Origin of the sequence: Hydrobacter penzbergensis (assembly GCF_900106985.1) — a bacterium.
Taxonomy (GTDB): domain Bacteria; phylum Bacteroidota; class Bacteroidia; order Chitinophagales; family Chitinophagaceae; genus Sediminibacterium; species Sediminibacterium magnilacihabitans.
The window spans coordinates 29,881-47,915 of record NZ_FNNO01000016.1; the positions used below are offsets into that span (position 1 = coordinate 29,881).

At 46.6% G+C, this 18,035-nt stretch carries 16 protein-coding genes; 9 read left to right on the plus strand and 7 right to left on the minus strand.

What is annotated here, in order from left to right; genetic code table 11:
* Positions 1-9 precede the first annotated feature (9 nt).
* Together BLU98_RS14670 and mutY are read right to left on the minus strand one after the other, a co-directional pair.
* The gene (locus BLU98_RS14670) at positions 10-438 is read right to left on the minus strand and encodes a single-stranded DNA-binding protein (RefSeq protein ID WP_092726115.1); all 429 of its coding nucleotides are present in this window, start codon (positions 436-438) and stop codon (positions 10-12) included.
* Between the two features lie 84 nt (positions 439-522).
* The gene (mutY, locus tag BLU98_RS14675; RefSeq protein ID WP_257575017.1) at positions 523-1,569 is read right to left on the minus strand and encodes an A/G-specific adenine glycosylase; all 1,047 of its coding nucleotides are present in this window, start codon (positions 1,567-1,569) and stop codon (positions 523-525) included.
* Between the two features lie 193 nt (positions 1,570-1,762).
* Between mutY and BLU98_RS14680 the strand changes: the two genes are divergently transcribed.
* The 8 genes from BLU98_RS14680 (at position 1,763) to BLU98_RS14715 (ending at position 11,031) form a co-directional block, all read left to right on the plus strand.
* Positions 1,763-2,053 carry an HU family DNA-binding protein gene (locus tag BLU98_RS14680; RefSeq protein WP_026768907.1) on the plus strand — a complete coding sequence of 97 codons (291 nt, stop codon included), beginning with the start codon at positions 1,763-1,765 and terminating at the stop codon, positions 2,051-2,053.
* A gap of 22 nt (positions 2,054-2,075) precedes the next feature.
* Positions 2,076-2,924: a tetratricopeptide repeat protein gene (locus tag BLU98_RS14685; RefSeq protein ID WP_092726122.1), complete on the plus strand. Its 849-nt coding sequence runs from the start codon at positions 2,076-2,078 to the stop codon at positions 2,922-2,924.
* Positions 2,925-3,270: 346 nt separating this feature from the next.
* The gene (locus BLU98_RS14690; RefSeq protein WP_092726230.1) at positions 3,271-4,821 is read left to right on the plus strand and encodes an Rne/Rng family ribonuclease; all 1,551 of its coding nucleotides are present in this window, start codon (positions 3,271-3,273) and stop codon (positions 4,819-4,821) included.
* Between the two features lie 621 nt (positions 4,822-5,442).
* Complete coding sequence (radA, locus tag BLU98_RS14695; RefSeq protein ID WP_092726125.1) at positions 5,443-6,813, plus strand: DNA repair protein RadA; 1,371 nt, start codon at positions 5,443-5,445, stop codon at positions 6,811-6,813.
* A gap of 53 nt (positions 6,814-6,866) precedes the next feature.
* Positions 6,867-7,568 carry a ComF family protein gene (locus tag BLU98_RS14700; protein ID WP_092726127.1) on the plus strand — a complete coding sequence of 234 codons (702 nt, stop codon included), beginning with the start codon at positions 6,867-6,869 and terminating at the stop codon, positions 7,566-7,568.
* A gap of 74 nt (positions 7,569-7,642) precedes the next feature.
* Complete coding sequence (locus BLU98_RS14705; RefSeq protein WP_092726131.1) at positions 7,643-8,176, plus strand: glutathione peroxidase; 534 nt, start codon at positions 7,643-7,645, stop codon at positions 8,174-8,176.
* 27 nt (positions 8,177-8,203) lie between these two features.
* Positions 8,204-9,403, plus strand: coding sequence for a DNA polymerase III subunit (locus BLU98_RS14710; protein WP_092726135.1), 1,200 nt, complete (start codon positions 8,204-8,206; stop codon positions 9,401-9,403).
* A gap of 248 nt (positions 9,404-9,651) precedes the next feature.
* Positions 9,652-11,031 carry a PSP1 domain-containing protein gene (locus BLU98_RS14715; RefSeq protein WP_092726137.1) on the plus strand — a complete coding sequence of 460 codons (1,380 nt, stop codon included), beginning with the start codon at positions 9,652-9,654 and terminating at the stop codon, positions 11,029-11,031.
* Here the strand turns inward: BLU98_RS14715 and BLU98_RS14720 are convergent.
* On the minus strand, positions 11,028-12,755 hold the full coding sequence (locus tag BLU98_RS14720) for a M3 family oligoendopeptidase (protein ID WP_092726139.1): 1,728 nt from the start codon (positions 12,753-12,755) through the stop codon (positions 11,028-11,030). The genes BLU98_RS14715 and BLU98_RS14720 overlap by 4 nt on opposite strands.
* 93 nt (positions 12,756-12,848) lie before the next feature.
* On the opposite strand from BLU98_RS14720, the gene mutL reads away from it, so the two are divergent.
* Positions 12,849-14,660, plus strand: a complete 1,812-nt coding sequence (mutL, locus tag BLU98_RS14725) for a DNA mismatch repair endonuclease MutL (protein ID WP_092726143.1) — start codon at positions 12,849-12,851, stop codon at positions 14,658-14,660.
* Positions 14,661-14,669: 9 nt separating this feature from the next.
* Here the strand turns inward: mutL and BLU98_RS14730 are convergent, their stop codons facing one another.
* Genes BLU98_RS14730 through BLU98_RS14745 form a run of 4 tightly spaced genes read right to left on the minus strand, consistent with a single transcriptional unit; the run spans position 14,670 to position 18,030 of the window.
* Entirely contained in the window at positions 14,670-15,803 is a 1,134-nt protein-coding gene (locus BLU98_RS14730) for an arginase family protein (protein WP_092726146.1), read from the minus strand.
* 51 nt (positions 15,804-15,854) lie between these two features.
* On the minus strand, positions 15,855-16,559 hold the full coding sequence (locus BLU98_RS14735; protein ID WP_092726148.1) for a response regulator transcription factor: 705 nt from the start codon (positions 16,557-16,559) through the stop codon (positions 15,855-15,857).
* Between the two features lie 29 nt (positions 16,560-16,588).
* Positions 16,589-17,563, minus strand: a complete 975-nt coding sequence (locus BLU98_RS14740) for a sensor histidine kinase (protein ID WP_092726150.1) — start codon at positions 17,561-17,563, stop codon at positions 16,589-16,591.
* Positions 17,560-18,030 (minus strand): gliding motility lipoprotein GldH, encoded by a 471-nt coding sequence (locus BLU98_RS14745; RefSeq protein WP_257575018.1) that lies wholly within the window; start codon positions 18,028-18,030, stop codon positions 17,560-17,562. Before BLU98_RS14745 ends, BLU98_RS14740 begins: the two co-directional genes overlap by 4 nt.
* Between the last annotated feature and the right edge of the window lie 5 nt (positions 18,031-18,035).

The following is an 18,035-nucleotide window of genomic DNA, read 5'->3' on the forward strand; positions in this document are numbered from 1 at the left end:
TGCTTTATATCAAAAAGGCAGGCTCTCGCCGGGGTCAGCCGAAGGCGGCGGGATATCGTCGGCATTGTATCCTTCGATCGGATCTCCATGCCCTCCATGTCCATCGCCCCGTTTGTCTAACATGATCAGGTTATCTCCCACCACTTCCGTGGCAAATTTTTTGTTACCTTCTTTGTCTTCCCAACTGCGCGTGCGCAAACGTCCTTCAACATAAATAAGACTTCCTTTGTGAAGGTATTTCTGCGCCAACTCAGCCAGTCCGCGCCATAATACCACAGTATGCCACTCCGTTTGCGAGATCAGCTTGCCCGCCCGGTCTTTATAGGTTTCCGTTGTTGCTAAGGGAAATTTGGCTACCGCGATATTACCTTCCAGGTATTGTACATCAGGATCTTTGCCCAGGTTTCCAATCAACATCACTCTGTTAACACCTCTCATACGATGGATTTTTAGTTCGCCGCAGGTTATATTACTCTTAAAAATAACATTTTTTATGCAAGAAAAGAACAGGCGTGAAAAAATTTAAGAGCCTATTGAAGCATGTTCTTCCAGGAATTGTGTGATGAAACGGGGAAAAGGAAGTTCTTTCAGCCGGTTCTTTGGCTGCCACTGGTATGATTTCAGGAAATCGGGCTTACTGGAAAGTTTCAGCTCTATGAATTGCCCCCTGATCTGCTGGTGTGTTAGCTGCTGTGTTTGAACAGATGAAATATTTACCAATAATGCATCTGCGATGCCATACTGGTCATGCAGCCATTCCATCACTTTTTTATCGTTCCATTCACAGGCAGCTTCTGTTTCCAAGAGGTAAAATTCAAAAAGGCCTTGCCAGATATCGCGTTGATTCCGTTGGTTCACCAGCCAGTTCCCCCGGTGTTCGAATATGAAATAATAGAACCATCTGTGCTTGCGTTGCAAGGTCTTTTCCTTGACAGGCAACCGGTTCACGTTACCGGTAAGAAAAGCCGCACAATCTTTCCGCGCAGGGCAGTCGATACATGCAGGCGCCATAGGCTTGCATACGGTAGCGCCAAAATCCATGATGGCCTGGTTGAACAGCGCCGGGTATTGCTTATCGAGTACTTCGTCCGCTAATCCGGTGAATAGTTTTTTTCCGGGCAGGGTATCGATGGCAGTGTCGAGTCCGAAAAAGCGCGACAGCACGCGGAATACATTGCCATCTACCACGGCATAAGGTTGGTTATAGGCAAAGGAAGCAATGGCTGCAGCGGTATACGGGCCAACGCCTTTCAAACTCAGCAGGGTTTCATAGTCGCGCGGAAATAAGCCTTTGTATTCTTTCACGATCCGGCGGGCAGTCAGTAAGAGGTTGCGGCAACGGCTGTAATAGCCCAGTCCTTCCCAAAGTTTAAGCACTTCCTGATCGGGCGCCGCAGCCAGTTGTTGTATGGTGGGATAGTGCTGGATGAACCGGTTATAATAAGCCAGCCCTTGTTCTACCCGGGTTTGTTGTAATATGATCTCACTGAGCCAGATCTTGTAAGGATCCTTTTCACCCTTCCATGGCATCTGCCGGCTGTTATGCAGCCGGTGCCATTTCATGAGCATATTTGAAAATTTTTGCTTCATGCCTGGGGCAAATATGCGATAAAACAGCTGAACAGGCGGAAACTGTTCCGCTTCACCGGGGTGAACCGTTTATCTATCAATCAATAACGTCTATAATTTTTACGCCATCTTACTTGCAAATACCAAATTTTTTGACTTATTTTAAGTTAAATAGCAAAAAACCCCCTCCGCAATGCGTAAGTCAGACCTTATCAACCAGATATCGGAAAAAACCGGTATTCCAAAAGTAGATGTATTGGTAACCCTTGAAACCATGTTCAAAGAGGTGAAGGAAAGCCTTTCCAACGGGCAGAATATTTATATCCGTGGTTTTGGCAGTTTCATTACCAAGAAGCGTGCGGCTAAGATCGGACGCAACATCAAAAAGAATACAGCGGTTGAAATTCCTGAGCATTATGTACCGGCTTTCAAGCCTGCGAAAGAATTTGTGAATGAAGTAAAAAGCAAGCACAAGCCGGAGTAACTTTGCAGAAATTCATCGATAAGTGAAAAAGCAGCAATGGTTACTGATTAGTAGTGCATTATTAGCATTCATTCTATTATTTACCTTTGGTATAACCGTACCTCCGCATAAACAGCCCACCGCAACGGTTGCAGCAAATGTTGCTTCCTCTCCATCTATCCGGTTCGAAACTTTATTGGCGAAAGCCAAGGAACACATCAGTCCCGCACAGGCCGAACGCCTTGCCCGGCTTGAAAACGCCGTTGTAAGGGGCGATATAAAAGACCAGCAAATACATGTTTATCACCAGTTGGCCAGGTTCTGGAGCGACTCGGCCCGGGTGTTCGAACCTTATGCTTATTATACCGGTGAAGCAGCGAAGTTGGAAAATTCTGAAAAAAGCCTCACCTTTGCCGCCCATCTGTTTTTAGATAACCTGATGGCAGAAACGAACCCGGCCATGCAAAACTGGCTGGCGACGAATGCAAAAGTTCTTTTAGAGAAAGCCCTCGCCATCAATCCGGCCAATGATTCCAGCCGGATTGGACTGGGTGCCTGTTATATGTTCGGCAATATTTCCGACAATCCTATGCAAGGTATTTTACCGGTGCGTGAGATCGTTGCGAAACATCCCGATAACCTGTACGGGCAAATGATATTGGGTCTGGGAGGAAAGAAAAGCGGCCAGTACGATAAAGCCATTGAAAGGTTCAAGATCGTAGTGGAACACCAGCCCGATAACCTGGAAGCGATTTTTCACCTGGCCGAATGTTACGACCTGCATGGTGAAAAAGCAAATGCCATCCAGTGGTATGAGGTGGCCGAAAAGCTGATCCGGATACCGGAAGCAAAGGCTGAAATTGATAAAAGAATTCTTGAACTGAAGAAATAGAAATTTAATTGTTTAACTGTATAAAATTACTTTGAGTATGCCTTGTGGTAAGAAGAGAAAGCGTCATAAAATTGCGACCCACAAACGTAAAAAGCGCCTTAGAAAAAACCGTCATAAGAAGAAGAACAAATAATTCGTTTCTTCTTTCTAACCATGATATAAACGCGATCCAGGCAAAGCCGGGGTCGCGTTTAACACTAATCTGACATAAGCCACTTCCTTTCTTCACTGTGCAACTTTTCCTTATCCTTCCCTTTTCCGGTGGCAGATTTCACAGATTCAAGTGTGGTTTATTTGCTGTATGATCATACCGGCAAGTGATTTTGTATTTAAAAGTTGCTGTTCTGTGAACAAAGAATTAATCATTAATGCTGCTCCTGCGGGCGTGGAAATCGCGTTGCTGGAAGATAAAAAACTGGTGGAGCTGCACAACGAAAAAACCGACGCCAATTTTGCTGTGGGCGACCTGTACCTGGGGAAGGTGAAAAAACTCATCCCGGGTCTCAATGCTGCCTTCGTGGATGTTGGCTTCGAAAAAGATGCATTCCTGCATTATACCGATCTGAGTCCTTATGCCCGTTCCATTATCAAGTTCACCCAACTGGCCATGAACAACAAAGAGGAGAATGGGTTCGATTTTTCCAAATTTCAACCGGAAGCAGAGATCGTTAAAACGGGAAAGATCAACGAAGTGTTGAATGGCAAGCCCAATGTGCTGGTGCAGATATTGAAAGAACCCATTGCTGCTAAAGGTCCGCGCCTGAGCTGTGAAATATCATTGCCCGGCCGCTTTGTGGTAGTAACGCCCTTCAATGAGATCGTAGCCGTATCTAAAAAGATACATTCGGCCGAAGAAAGAAAAAGACTGCACAAGATCGTGGAAGCCATCCGGCCCAAGAATTTTGGCGTGATCGTGCGCACTGCTGCCGAAGGCAAGAGCACCGCCGAATTACACCAGGATATGCTGGCGCTTACAGAAACCTGGAAAACCATTCAGAAAAACCTGAAAGGGGCCGCCGCTCCTGTCAGGATCATGAGCGAAGAGAACAAGACCACCAGCATACTGCGTGACCTGTTGAGCGCCGATTTCAATAAGATCGTTGTCAACGATAAAAATTTGTTCGGCGTTACGCAGAGTTATATACAGCGCATCGCACCCGACAAAACAGATATCGTTTCCTTATACAACAACGGACTGCCCATCTTTGACCAGTATGGCGTAACCAAACAGGTAAAATCTTCTTTCGGTAAAACGGTCAACCTGCCCAGCGGCGCTTACCTCATTATCGAGCATACGGAGGCGTTGCACGTAATAGACGTAAACAGCGGTTACAAGAGCGTGAGCAATAACCAGGAAGACAATGCCCTGGGCACCAATCTCGAAGCTGCTGAAGAGATTGCAAGACAATTGAGGCTACGCGATATTGGTGGTATCATCGTGGTGGATTTCATTGATATGAAACTGCCCGACAATAAGAAGAAAGTGCAGGAAGCGGTAGAATCATTCATGAAGACCGACAGGGCCAAACATTCGGTATTGCCCATTTCCAAATTCGGACTACTGCAGATCACCCGTCAGCGCATGCGCCCGGAAGTGAATATCAATACGGCCGAGGTTTGTCCGGTTTGCCACGGAACCGGCAAGATCACTTCCACCCTTTTGCTGGAAGACGAGATTGAAAAGCGTTTGCACTACCTGGTTACACACGCGCACAATAACCTTACCCTGGTGGTGCACCCGATCGTTTATTCGCACCTGACCAAAGGCTTCTTCAATTCTATTCTGAAGAAATGGAAACGGAAATTCAAGATGAAACTGAAAGCGCAGGCCAATACCAATTATCAACTCATCGAATTCAGGTTCTTTGATGAAAGGGATGAGGAGATCAAGTTTTAAAGCCATACTTGTTTTAACTAATTTTTAATATTTTTTTAACACTTGCGAAGGATGCCGGTTGCCGGTATCCTTCGCTTTCTTTTGGCGGTACCCGTTCCCACATCAGGGTGTATTTTTTTCTATGAATTCAATGACTGGAAAATCTCTATTGATAATAATATTAAAAAAATAATTGCTGCATGAAAAGCCTTAGACGCTACCTGGCACCATCCTATATATTAAATTTTAATAAATGTTCATTTTCTTCGTAAAACCCTTTCTCCATGGGTATTTTGGCCAGCTGAAGTGTAAAAAATACCTAACAAAAAATTAACCCGGGGCGGCCCTTTCGGGGGGCATTTAATTTATGCACAAGGACAAAAAATAATTTTGCAATGTGGCCTGTTTTTGTAATTTAGTGGCAGAATTTAATGGGTTAGTAAGTAAACAGGGTCGGCAGTAATGCTGACCCTTTTACATATCCTTAAGCAGGTCTGCAACGTTTTTTCCTTCCATTTATTTCGATTGCCTGTTTTGATCATTTTTAATGATTATGGTAGCAGTTCAATCATCGCATATCAAAGCATGAAATGTATCAACGATTCATGTCATTTTATTTTAGCTGTTTACCTTTAGCCTCTTATGAGTAAAATTAAAACGGCTTTTTTCTGTAGCAATTGTGGTTATGAAAGTGCCAAATGGTTGGGCAAATGTCCGGGCTGTGCGCAATGGAATACATTTACCGAAGAAGTATTGCAAAAAGGTGGGCAACAGGAAGTGAAATGGGATGGTTATCATCCAGAAAAAAAAGGTTCCCGGGTTATTGCATTGGAAGCGGTAAGCGCCGGTGAAGAAAAAAGAATCGTTACAAAAGATCCTGAACTGAATCGCGTGCTGGGCGGAGGTATTGTTCCGGGCAGCCTGGTATTGGTAGCAGGCGAGCCTGGTATTGGTAAGAGTACCTTGTTTTTACAAAACGGATTATTAGCCAATGAACTCGTAGTATTATATATCAGTGGAGAAGAAAGCGAACAGCAGGTAAAGATGCGTGCCGATCGCCTGAAGATCATCAATCCTAATTTTTATTTACTCACTGAAACCGCTACGCAGACCATCTTCCAGGAAATCAAAAAACTGAAACCGAAACTGGTCATTGTAGATTCGATACAAACCCTTCAATCCAATCTCATCGATTCATCGGCCGGCAGTGTATCGCAGATCCGCGAATGCGCCGCTGAATTCCATCGCTTTGCAAAAGAAACAGGCACACCTGTTTTCCTTATCGGTCATATTACGAAAGACGGCGCCATTGCCGGTCCGAAAATACTGGAACACATGGTAGACACCGTATTGCAGTTCGAAGGCGACCGGCATTATGTGTACCGCATCCTCCGTACTTTGAAGAACCGTTTCGGCAGTACAGCTGAGCTGGGCATTTATGAAATGACGGGTGAAGGCATGCGCACCGTATCCAATCCTTCTGAAATACTCATTGCCCAGCGTGAAGAGCAGTTGAGCGGCAGCGCCATTGCTGCAACGATCGAAGGTATGCGGCCTTTGCTGGTAGAAGTGCAGGCACTTGTAACACAAAGCGTATATGGCACACCGCAAAGAACGGTAACAGGTTTTGATTTGCGCAGGTTGCAGTTATTACTTGCCGTGTTGGAAAAAAGAGGCGGCTTCCAGTTTGGTATGAAAGATGTTTTTGTAAACATCGCCGGCGGCATCAAGGTGGAAGACCCTTCGCTTGACCTGGCCGTAATCTGCGCACTGCTCTCTTCCTATGAAGACATACCCCTGCCGCCGCATATCTGTTTTGCGGGTGAAGTAGGATTGAATGGTGAGATCAGGGCCGTAAACAGGATCGAGCAACGCATAGCTGAAGCAGAGAAACTCGGCTTTGAAAAGATCATCGTTTCGCAGTACAACAGAAAAAGTTTCAACCCGAAATCATTCAGGATCGAGATCATTCCGTTAGGCCGGGTAGATGAAGTGTATCGCCAACTGTTTTAGATTTTCGGCAAATACCTGTTCGCACATCACCGCATACCGCTTATTTTGGATGCATGATCGCTTTGCTGAAATCCATTGCGGCGGACTTCGGTCATCTTTTTTTCCCGCATAATTGCGAAGGATGCGGTACCGATATCCTCGAGCACAGCAACCTGTTATGCGGCAAGTGCCTGCTGCAATTACCCGGAACAAATTTCTTCCCCCTGCAAGGCAATCCTGTTGAAAAGATTTTTTATGGCCGCCTGCCGGTAATACAGGCCGGAGCCGCTTATTATTTCACCAAACATTCACTCCTGCAGCACCTGCTGGTGCAACTCAAATACAAACAACAACGCGAGCTGGGTTATTTTTTTGGCAGGATGATGGGAAGAATGCTGGAAGCCAGCGGCAGGTTTGAAACGATAGACCTGCTGATACCCGTTCCGCTTAACAGAAAAAAAGAATACCGCAGGGGTTATAACCAGGCACAACTCATCTGTGAAGGAATTGCTGCTGTATGGAACAAACCTTTATTGGCCCATGCTCTCAGCAGAACAAGGTTCACCGATACCCAAACGCACCAGAACCGGCTCAGCCGCTGGCAAAATATGGAAAATGTATTTGCTCTCAACGATCCGGCATCTCTTCAAAACAAACACGTTTTACTCATTGATGATGTGATCACTACCGGCGCTACACTGGAAGCCTGTGGAGCTGCACTGCTAAAAGCTGGCAATGTGCGCGTTAGCATTGGCGCCGTGGCGTATACCATCTGATAGCCGCCCATTCATCAAATTGAACATCCGCATTTCCTATAATCATGTTAACTTTAGTACTTAAATAATTACCCATGAAATACCTCATGACATTTGCTATAGCCGCGTTGTTAAGTGCATTCACCTTGCCCGTCAGCCCTAGCATACACCAGTTCAAAGTGAAATCCATTGATGGAGGTGTGATAGATTTTGCCAAATTCAAAGGCAAGAAAATACTGGTGGTAAATACAGCTTCCAAATGTGGTTACACTCCTCAATATGAGGCGCTGGAGAAAGTATATGAAACATACAAAGACAAGCTGGTGATCGTTGGCTTCCCGGCCAATAATTTCGGCTCACAGGAGCCCGGCAGCAATGATGAGATACAACAGTTCTGTAAAGCCAGATTCGGTGTAACTTTTCCCCTGGCCAGCAAGGTTAGCGTAAAAGGAGATGATACAGCGCCCATTTACAAATGGCTTACCAGCAAAGACCAGAATGGCGTGCTGGATGCAACCATTGCCTGGAACTTCAACAAATTTTTGTTGGATGAAGACGGAAAAATGATCGCTTATTTTCCCAGCAAAGTAAAGCCCGACGATGAGGAAATATTGAAGTACCTGAAATAGGTCTTTCAGTATTACTTTTGCTCCTTCATGCAATTCAAAGACGTTATAGGTCAGTCCGCCACGAAGCAGCACCTGGTAGAAATGGTAGAGCAAAACAGGCTCAGTCACGCACTGCTTTTTCTAGGGCGTGAAGGCAGTGGAACACTACCCCTTGCATTGGCATTTGCACAATATGTGGTGAGTCAGCCGGTGGCATCTCCCGAAGTGGCCGATTTGTTCGGCGGATTTACCGCACTGGAATCAAAACCTTCTTTTTTGACTCCGGAGCAGGTTGTTGGAGAATCTGCATTCCAACGGGCAGAACAACTGATCCACCCCGATCTTCATTTTTCATACCCGGTGATCCCCAGGAAAAGTGGCGATAAACCCGTTAGCACCGATTATATCAGTGAATGGCGCGAATTCATCACACAATTCCCTTATGGCAATGTGTATGACTGGCTCCAGTTCATCGGCGCTGAGAACAAGCAAGGTAATATCACGGCTGATGAATGCAATGACATCATCCGCAAGCTGAGCCTGAAAAGTTTCGAAAGTGAATACAAAGTGCTGGTGCTGTGGATGCCCGAATACCTGGGCAAGGAAGGCAATAAACTGCTGAAGCTGATAGAAGAACCGCCCCCCAACACTTTATTTATACTGGTGGCCGAGAACGATGAGCAGATATTGCCCACGATCCTCAGCCGCTGCCAGTTGGTAAAAATCCCTTCGCTCGAAAACAATGAGGTGGAACAAGCCCTGGTAGAAAGGGCCCAGGCCAGTGTTGAAACAGCCCGTCAGATCGCCGGCATCTCTGAAGGCAATTACCGCGAAGCCCTCCAGTTGTTGCAGCATTCCGATGAAGATTGGCAAAGCCTGCTGCGCGACTGGCTGAATGCCACCCTGAAAGGCGGTCCCCTGGCCCAGGTGAAGTTTACAGAGGAAGTGAGTAAGCTGGGAAGGGAGAAACAGAAACAGTTCCTGCGTTATTTCAACCACCTGCTGGAACTGAGCGTCCGTATTAAGGTACTGGGTGCCGGGCAACTGATGATGGGCGATAATGAGCGGGATTTTGCCCTCCGCCTCAATAAGATCGCTTCGGTAAGCCAGCAGCAAGCCATTATCGAGGAGTTGGACCGGGCAGCTTACTATATTGAGCGGAATGCCAATGCCAAAATGCTGTTCCAGGCCCTTACCATCAAACTATACCACATCATTCAGAACAAAACCCTAATTTTGAATAATTGAGGATTCGCCCGGAGCGGATCCGGAGAGCATGAACCTGTAGGGGGAAACAGAACGTACAACGCTTATCACTATAATTTTGAAAGCATTGATGCTATGCAAGGTTGCACAAATGACATATCGTCCTGATCGCTGTACAACGGAAATCCGCATGTACCATAAGTGACAGAACAGCAGCCACGCGCAGTACTGTAGTCCCCACACAAGCCATCCTCTCCTAACCAAGTCGTTAACCTATTAACTTATATCGAATGGGATGTGGATCTTGTGGAACCGCAGTTGGTGGTAAGCCGGGGGGATGTAAAAGCAATGGGGGTTGCAGCACAGGTGGCTGTAACCGGATGAATGTGCACGATTGGCTGATGAATCTCCCGTTCAGCGATCCCGAAAGCAATTGTAAGGTAGTTGAGGTGAGCTTTAAACAGGGCAGCCGGAAAGAGTTTTTCCGCAATACTACTTTGCAGTTCTTCGAAAAGGGCGATTATGTGTCGGTAGAAGGGGTAGGCGGATTTGATGTAGGAGAAGTGAGCCTTACCGGGGAATTGGTACGCCTCCAGTTGAAAAAGAAAGGGGTGGATGAACAGAACCCTGAAATGAAAAAAATACTTCGTCGCGCTTCCGAAAGAGATATAGAGACTTTTAAAATAAGTAAGGGCCGCGAAAAAGAAATTTTAGCCCGTAGCCGCGCCATCGCCAAGCAGCTGAACCTGCAAATGAAACTGAGTGAAGTGGAAATACAGGCCGATGGCAAGAAAGGTACTTTCTTTTATACCGCCGACGACCGCGTTGATTTCCGTGAGCTGATCAAGATATATGCCGGCGACTTCAAGGTAAAAGTGGAGATGCGCCAGATCGGTATCCGACAGGAAGCCGCCAAAGTAGGTGGAATTGGCAGTTGCGGCCGCGAGCTCTGTTGCAGCACCTGGCTCAACGACTTCAAAAGCGTTAACACCACTGCAGCGCGTTACCAGAACCTTTCCATCAACCAGACCAAATTAAGCGGACAATGCGGCCGTTTGAAATGTTGCCTGAATTACGAGCTGGATACTTATCTCGATGCATTGCAGCATTTCCCCGATTATGCCGATTCCCTCGAAACAGTGATGGGTACCGCTCAACTGGTGAAGAAAGATATCTTTAAAAACCTCATGTGGTATTCCCTGCCCAACAATACCAAACATTATCCTTTAACCATCCAGCGCGTGAAAGAAATCAAGCGGATGAACCAACAGGGGCAAAAGGCAGAGGAATTACAGGCAGTAGAAATATCGGCTAATAAGCAGACAGAAACGGAGACTGCTTTTGTGGAACTGGTTGGACAGATCAGCCTTCGCACCCTGGAAAAGAACGATCGCCGCCGCCGCGACCAACAAAAAAACCAGCAACGGCAGCAGCAAGAAGGCCGTAATGGCGGACAGCAAAAAGGGCCCAGGCAACAAGGTCAAGGTCAAAGACCTCAAGCGCAAGGGCAAGGCGGACAACAAAACCAAAACCGTCCTCCTCAGCAAGGCAATCAAGGTGGTCAGCGGCCACAACAAAAACAGCGGCCACAGGGCGGACAACAAAACCGTGGTGGTGGGCAGGGGCAGAAACCTCCGCAAAACCCGAACCAGCAGCCGCCGAAACCTTAATCACCGATCAGTTCAGCCATTTGCTTTGTCGTAAACTCCATCAATGTTTTGATGTGTGCAGGTGAAAGATCGAATTTCAAACCTGCGGCAGCATACAATTCAGGCAGGGTACGGGTTCCACCCAGGCTCAGTGCATGGATATAATGCTGCAAAGCCTGCTGTGGGTTTTGCTGGTATTGCATCCACAAACCAATAGCCCCTAACTGTGCAATTCCGTATTCAATATAATAGAAAGGCACTTCAAACAAATGTAATTGCCTTTGCCAGCCGATCTGCCGGAAATGGTCGAGCCCGGTATAATCGATACTTTTTGCAGAAAACTCTTCCAGTATTTCCATCCATTTAGCGGTTCTTTCTTCTACGGTATGTGTTGGATTCTCGTACACCCAATGCTGGAATTTATCAATGATGGCAATCCATGGGAAAATGGTAATGGTTCTTTCCAACTGGTGCTCTTTTGCGCGAACCAGGTCTTCTTCCTTATCAAAGAAAGCCTGCCAGTGATCCATGGTGAACAACTCCATCGACATGCTGGCCACTTCTGCAATCTCCATAGGATATTCTTTGAATGCGCTCAACTCCAGGTGATGGGCCAGGAAAGAATGTACAGCATGTCCGCCTTCGTGTACCATCGTCGTTACATCGCTCATTTGTCCGGCTGCATTCATAAAAATGAATGGAGCGCCACTCTCTGCCAGCGGACAGTTATACCCTCCGGGCGCTTTGCCCTTCCTGCTTTCAAGATCGAAATGCTGCATCTCGTTCATCTTTCTCAAACAGTTGGCAAAAAAAGGATTCAATGCTTCAAAGCACGCTACTGATTTTTCATAGAGGTCTTTCCCGTCTGCAAAAGGCTTCAACGGCATTACACCATCCGGCTCTGCTTCTGTATCCCAGGGACGCAGCGTATCGAGTCCGAGCTTTTGTTTCTTCCTTTCGTAGATCTTTTCAATTAAGGGCAGTACGTGCAGCTTCACGGCTTCATGGAACTGGAAACAATCTTCTTTGGTATAATCAAAGCGGCCCAGTTCAACAAACTTATAATCACGGTAGTTCGCAAAACCTGCATTCAGCGCTACCTGGTGGCGTTTGGCTATTAGCCCGGAATACAGCGTGTGCATGGCGTCTTTATCTTGCAGCCGCCGGTCTTGTATCTTTCTGTAAACTGTTTCGCGCAGCTCGCGGTCGTGGCTTTCGAGAAATTTCGCAGCCTGTTGCAGTGTGTATTCCTGCCCGTTTACTTCTACCGTCATTTTACCTGCGATGGCCCCATACTGCTGTTGCATCACACTCAGTTCGGCCTGTATGGGTATATTGGCTTCGCGAAAAAGGTCGATGCTTTTCTTTACGCTTCTCAGGTAAGTAAAATATTTCTGTTGGTCCAGCGCTGTGGTAAAGGGACAATCGATCAGTTTCCTGTTGAGCTTATCACTGTATGGTTGCAGTTTCGGTTGTATCTCCATACAGAAATAAGTGAATGCTTCTTCCAGCGCGGGGTCGGTTGTATCGCAGGTCATGCGTATCTGGCGCCAGCAGGCATCTTCGCTTACTACTGCTTCCAGCTCACTGATATCTTTCAACCAATGCTCCAACGCTTCCTTTGTAGGAAGGGGGCGATTGGTCAATTCCACAAAAAAGGGCTCCAGTGTTTCCCAGGTAGTTACTTTAAAATCGGCCGGAACAAAATGCCTTTCCAGCTTCCTGATATCCGCGCTTACATTCATTTCTTTGGATTTTGAATGGCAAAATTAGTTGAATGAGGCTGCGGATAAGCAGGGAGAGTAGTATTTTTACAAACTTTATCAAACAGGAGTTTTGTGGCTGATATCATACAGTTGTTGCCCGATAATATTGCCAACCAGATAGCGGCTGGAGAAGTGATCCAGCGTCCGGGCAGTGCAGTGAAGGAATTATTGGAAAATGCGGTGGATGCCGGCGCCACCGAGATCCGCCTCCTGGTGGCCGATGCCGGTAAAGCGCTGGTGCAGGTAATAGACAATGGCAAGGGCATGAGTCCCGCCGATGCGCGTATGGCTTTCGAGCGACACGCCACCAGCAAGATCCGTGAGATCGACGACCTGTTCCGCATCAAAACCATGGGTTTCCGCGGCGAAGCGCTGGCATCCATTGCCGCCGTTGCGCAGGTAGAGATCAAGACACGCAGGCAGGAAGATGAACTGGGTTCTTTTGTAGAAATAGAGAACAGCCTGGTGATCAAACAGGAGCCCTGCTCCACCCCGGCAGGAACCAATATCAGCATGAAGAACCTTTTCTTCAATGTGCCTGCCCGCAGAAATTTTCTGAAAAGCAATGCTGCCGAACTGCGGCATATCATAGACGAGTTCATTCGCGTGGCGATGGCTTTTCCCCATATCTTTTTCTCGCTCACCAGCAATGGGCAGGAAGTATTTCACCTGGAACCAGGCAGCCTCAAACAACGCATCGTGCAGGTATTGGGCAATCCATACAATGCAAAACTGGTAAGTGTTTCAGAGCAGACCGACTACATGAACATTTACGGTTTTGTGGGTAAACCGGAAACAGCGCGCAAGACGCGTGGCGACCAGTATTTCTTTGTCAACAACCGCTTCATCAAAAGCGCTTACCTCAATCATGCGGTCAATACGGCTTTTGAAGGATTGATCGCTAAAGACAGCTTCCCTGGTTATGTTATTTATATTGAGCTTGATCCTGCGCAGGTAGACATCAATGTACACCCTACCAAACAGGAGATCAAGTTCGAAGATGAGAAGATCATTTATGCTTTTGTGCAGGCTGCTGTTAAACACGCACTGGCACAATTCAGCATCGCTCCTTCACTTGACTTTACCTTGAACCAGGAGATACAACAGCTCGATGCCGTGAGTAAACCGTTCACAACCGATCAGAAAGATGCAGCTGTTTCTTCCAGTCTCTACAGGACTTTCACGCAGAAGAACCAGGCGCATTTTATTGAAAAAGAAAACAAAAGTGAGTTGAAGGCGTGGAAAGAATTTTTCATTCAACCTGCTCAACCTGTTACTGCACCTGTTATTGAAGAAACTAAAAAATGGGTGGTAATACCCGATACGCCTTTGTTGCAATTGCATAACACGTATATCATTGCTTCTACCCTCAGCGGTTTTATTTTGGTGCACCAGCAACTGGCGCATGAACGGATATTGTACGACCGTTACAGCACGGCAGCACACAGCAGCAAAATACCCACACAGAAAAGCCTGTTCCCCGTTACATTAGAATTACCCGCAGCTGATGCCGCATTGTTGCAGGACCTCCTGCCCGATTTGCAAAGCATTGGCTATGAGGTAGAACCCTTTGGCAACAATAGTTTTGTGATACAGGGCATTCCGGCAGATATAGTGCCAGGCAATGAAAAGCATGCCATTGAACTGCTCATAGAACAGTTCAAACATTTCAGCAGCGATATCAAATTCAGTAAACGTGAGAAACTGGTGCGATGCATGGCCAGGCAACAGGCCATCAAAGCCGGTCAGTCTTTAACGCAACAAGAAATGCTCAGGTTGGTAGAGGAATTGTTTGCTTGTAGCAGTCCGAATGCAACGCCTACGGGCAGTCCCACTTTCCTGGAATTCAAAGAAGACTATCTCGACAGGATGTTTGGAAAATGATCGTGCCTATCAACTTCTTTCAGCAGCACGAAGCCATCTTTCGGGAATATCATTGTTACCGGCAGTAAGATAATCGAGGTAACTGCAAGCTACATATTGTCCGTCATGCAATTGCATCCACCAGCGACCGGTGCGTTTGCTTTGCAGGAACACTGTTTCCACTTCTGCAAAAGCCATGGTGAATTCATTGAACTCAGTCCTTTCAGTGAGCATGGCTTCTTTTTTGCCTTTGCTGATACCATCCATCAGGTACCAAAGCATGTGCGATATTTGTTTCGCTGTGAGTTGTTGTACGTCCTGGGAAGTTACATAACCATAGATGCCAATACTGTTACAGATATGGCTCATACCCGCATATTGCATGAGGGTGCAGGCTTCTTCTCCATTGAATCCATTTGGACTGAGGTAGTTGGCCGGCGCATGTGAATGCTGTATAGCGGCAATATCAAAACTGAACAATTCGCTGTTGCGGATAGAAGGTTCCATCTCTTCGATATGTTCTTTCACTTTTCCTACGCGGTAACAATCGAAGCGTAATTTATCAATCGTTTCCAGCATCTGCGGATGCAGGAAATAGCTTTGAAAACCAATATGCGTGTAATGCCTGAGGTGGTTAGGTGTACCCGTAAACAAGTCTACCAAAAAATTATCGGCGGGCAATACGCTCTCCATATCAAGGTCCATCCGCGCATCCACACATACCGTGTCGATGATCTTGTTCAGCGGTCCGTATGCAGCATATTGTGCCATGGTGAGGTCGTGCGACCCGCCCAGTATCACTACTTTTTTGTTCAGGGCAATCAGTTCGTTCACTACCATGCGCAGGGCAGCGTAACTGTCCTGCAAAGTGGCCCCGCATTTTACGTTGCCTATATCCGCCACATTTACATCGGTATGCCAGTGAAACAGTTTATAATATTCGTTACGAATGGCATCGGGTGCATCTGTATGGGTGTACTGGATACCTGCACCCCTCATTTCTCCGCAGCCAACCAATACGAGGTCTGCATGGTCGATATCGGGGAACACTTCATCGTATACTGCTATATGTCTACCCAGTTGGGTATCTCTGAACCCTTCATCATTGGAAAGTTGTGCAATACTTACAGGCTCCAGGAAATCTATGATCGTTTGCAATGACATTGTCAGGTTCGGTTTGTGACAAACATAACGTAAAAGGAGAGAAAAAATTGTTTAGTCGGTATACTTATAACCCACCCCCCTTACCGAGTGAAAATGGCGGGGGTTCCGGCTGTCCTGTTCAAAGTATTTCCGGAAGCTGAGGATGAAATTGTCGATCGTTCGGGTGGTGGGATACACATTATAACCCCATACTACCTGCAATATTTTTTCGCGGGTAACTACTTCTCCTTTGTTCTCAACCAGCAGCTTCAACAGCATGGCTTCCTTCCTGCTCAGCTCAATTCTTTCTCCATTCCAGGCAATAGCATCCTGGGCTTTGAAATCGATTTGATTACCGCCGAATTCATAGTTATCCCCTACCGTTTCTTTTTCCTGCAGCTTTTTATTTTTCTCGATCAGCTTTTCAATCCGCAGGAACAGTTCTTCCAGGTTAAAAGGTTTGGTGAGGTAATCATCAGCTCCTTTTTTCAATCCCAACACGCGGTCGCTGCCCGTATTCTTAGCGCTCAGGATCAGTATGGGCACTTCATTGTGGTTGATGCGTATGCTTTCCGTTACGCTGATGCCGTCGATCTCGGGCAGCATGATGTCCATGATGATGAGATCAAAATATTCGTTGCCTACTTTTTTGAGGGCTTCTGTACCGTTGAAAGCAGAGCTCACTTCATAACCTTCCAGTTCCAGGTTCAGTTTGAGTGTTTCATGAAGATGTTCTTCATCTTCCACCAGCAATATGCTCGCTTTATGATCTTTCATTTGTTTCGGTCTTTTGAACGGTCTACGGATCAGGTCTGGAATAATACTGTAAAAATACTGCCTTGTGGTTGGTTATGCACCACAGATATGGAGCCATTGTGCCGTTCGGCAATTTTTGCGCAGAGATACAATCCCAGGCCCGTACCCTTGGCAGAGCGGGTATTTTCATTCCCTATGCGGTAAAATTTATCGAATATTTTTTTCCGCTCCGTATCAGGGATGCCGCTGCCTTCGTCTGTCACGGCCAGCAGTACTTCGTCATCCGATGCAACCAGTTTCACTATAATGGCTGAAGCAGGCGGTGAGTATTTCATCGCATTTTCTACCAGGTTATTGACCAGCATCTGTAACAGCAGGTCTTCTCCTTTCAGGTAAACTCCTTCTTCTATCTCCTCTTTGATCTCGCGGTTGGGAAACCGGTTTTTAAAATCATCAATGCAGCCTTCTACCAGGTCGGTAAAATTGAGTTCGGGCTGGGTGGTGAAATCAACACCCGATTCCAGTTGGGCGGCCAGCAGCATATTGTTGCACAGGGCGTTCAGCCTGTTGGTTTCCTGGAGACTGTTGCTGATGAGTTGTTGTTGCTTCTCTTCGTCCAGCTTTCTTCGTTGTAAAGTTTCCAGGTTCAAACGTGTAACGGCGATGGGTGTTTTCAGCTCATGGGTAACAGCCATCATGAAGTTCTGTTGTTGCTGTACAAAGCGGATCTGTTTGCGTGTGGTACGGAATACGAACACGGCGCCCAATACTACCAACGCCAGGAAGGTCATGCCTTCGCCAATGTATTGTGATGTTTTCCGATTTTTCGCTTCTTCGATCTGTACTGCTTTAACAAAATAAGCAGGATCGTCTTTTTTAAGTTCCTGGAGCCTGATGGTGCTGACCTCTTTGTTTTGTTTCTCCAATGCAATGAACCACCACGACAGGGCTGCTATCATATACAGCAGCAGGAACCAATATACAATTGTTACAATGGCCAGTTTTTTTGATCTAAAAAAACTCATGGCTTGGTTTTTTCAACACGGATGCCTGCATTCAGTACATATGGCAGGGGGTCTTCGCGCATGGCCTGTTGCAGGGTGAAGACATAATTTCCTTTTTTCAGTTTCACCGGATGGCGGGTGATGAGGATGCGGTGATCGAACACATCGCCCATGCCTACGCCCAGCCAACCTTTGGCATTATTGGCCAGGATGAGGTTCAGCATCTGCTTCCTGGCTGTATCAAACGGCGCCTGTGTGGTTACGTTCAACCAGATATTGTTGTAGCGGTAAGCGTCTTCATGCCTGATCACTACATAGATATTATAAGTCGATACGGTATCTTCTATTTGAAAGCGGAAGTTGGGTTTCTGGCTGCTTTTCCATTCATGTTGCGGGAAAAAAGCCATCTTTTCATAAACATCCAGTGTATCGCAGGCCTGTAATAACAAAAGGCCCAGGGCAACCAGCAGTATGGGGAGTTTGTTCAAGGAGA

Bases quoted from the DNA above. Each gene is read 5' to 3' on its own strand.
- BLU98_RS14700 (WP_092726127.1), top strand. From the start codon at position 6,867: ATGATCGCTTTGCTGAAATCCATTGCGGCGGACTTCGGTCATCTTTTT.
- radA (WP_092726125.1), top strand. From the start codon at position 5,443: ATGAGTAAAATTAAAACGGCTTTTTTCTGTAGCAATTGTGGTTATGAA.
- BLU98_RS14720 (WP_092726139.1), bottom strand. From the start codon at position 12,755: ATGAATGTAAGCGCGGATATCAGGAAGCTGGAAAGGCATTTTGTTCCG.
- BLU98_RS14730 (WP_092726146.1), bottom strand. From the start codon at position 15,803: ATGTCATTGCAAACGATCATAGATTTCCTGGAGCCTGTAAGTATTGCA.
- mutY (WP_257575017.1), bottom strand. From the start codon at position 1,569: ATGCTCATGAAATGGCACCGGCTGCATAACAGCCGGCAGATGCCATGG.
- BLU98_RS14680 (WP_026768907.1), top strand. From the start codon at position 1,763: ATGCGTAAGTCAGACCTTATCAACCAGATATCGGAAAAAACCGGTATT.
- BLU98_RS14710 (WP_092726135.1), top strand. From the start codon at position 8,204: ATGCAATTCAAAGACGTTATAGGTCAGTCCGCCACGAAGCAGCACCTG.
- BLU98_RS14670 (WP_092726115.1), bottom strand. From the start codon at position 438: ATGAGAGGTGTTAACAGAGTGATGTTGATTGGAAACCTGGGCAAAGAT.
- BLU98_RS14740 (WP_092726150.1), bottom strand. From the start codon at position 17,563: ATGAGTTTTTTTAGATCAAAAAAACTGGCCATTGTAACAATTGTATAT.
- BLU98_RS14705 (WP_092726131.1), top strand. From the start codon at position 7,643: ATGAAATACCTCATGACATTTGCTATAGCCGCGTTGTTAAGTGCATTC.
- BLU98_RS14715 (WP_092726137.1), top strand. From the start codon at position 9,652: ATGGGATGTGGATCTTGTGGAACCGCAGTTGGTGGTAAGCCGGGGGGA.
- BLU98_RS14735 (WP_092726148.1), bottom strand. From the start codon at position 16,559: ATGAAAGATCATAAAGCGAGCATATTGCTGGTGGAAGATGAAGAACAT.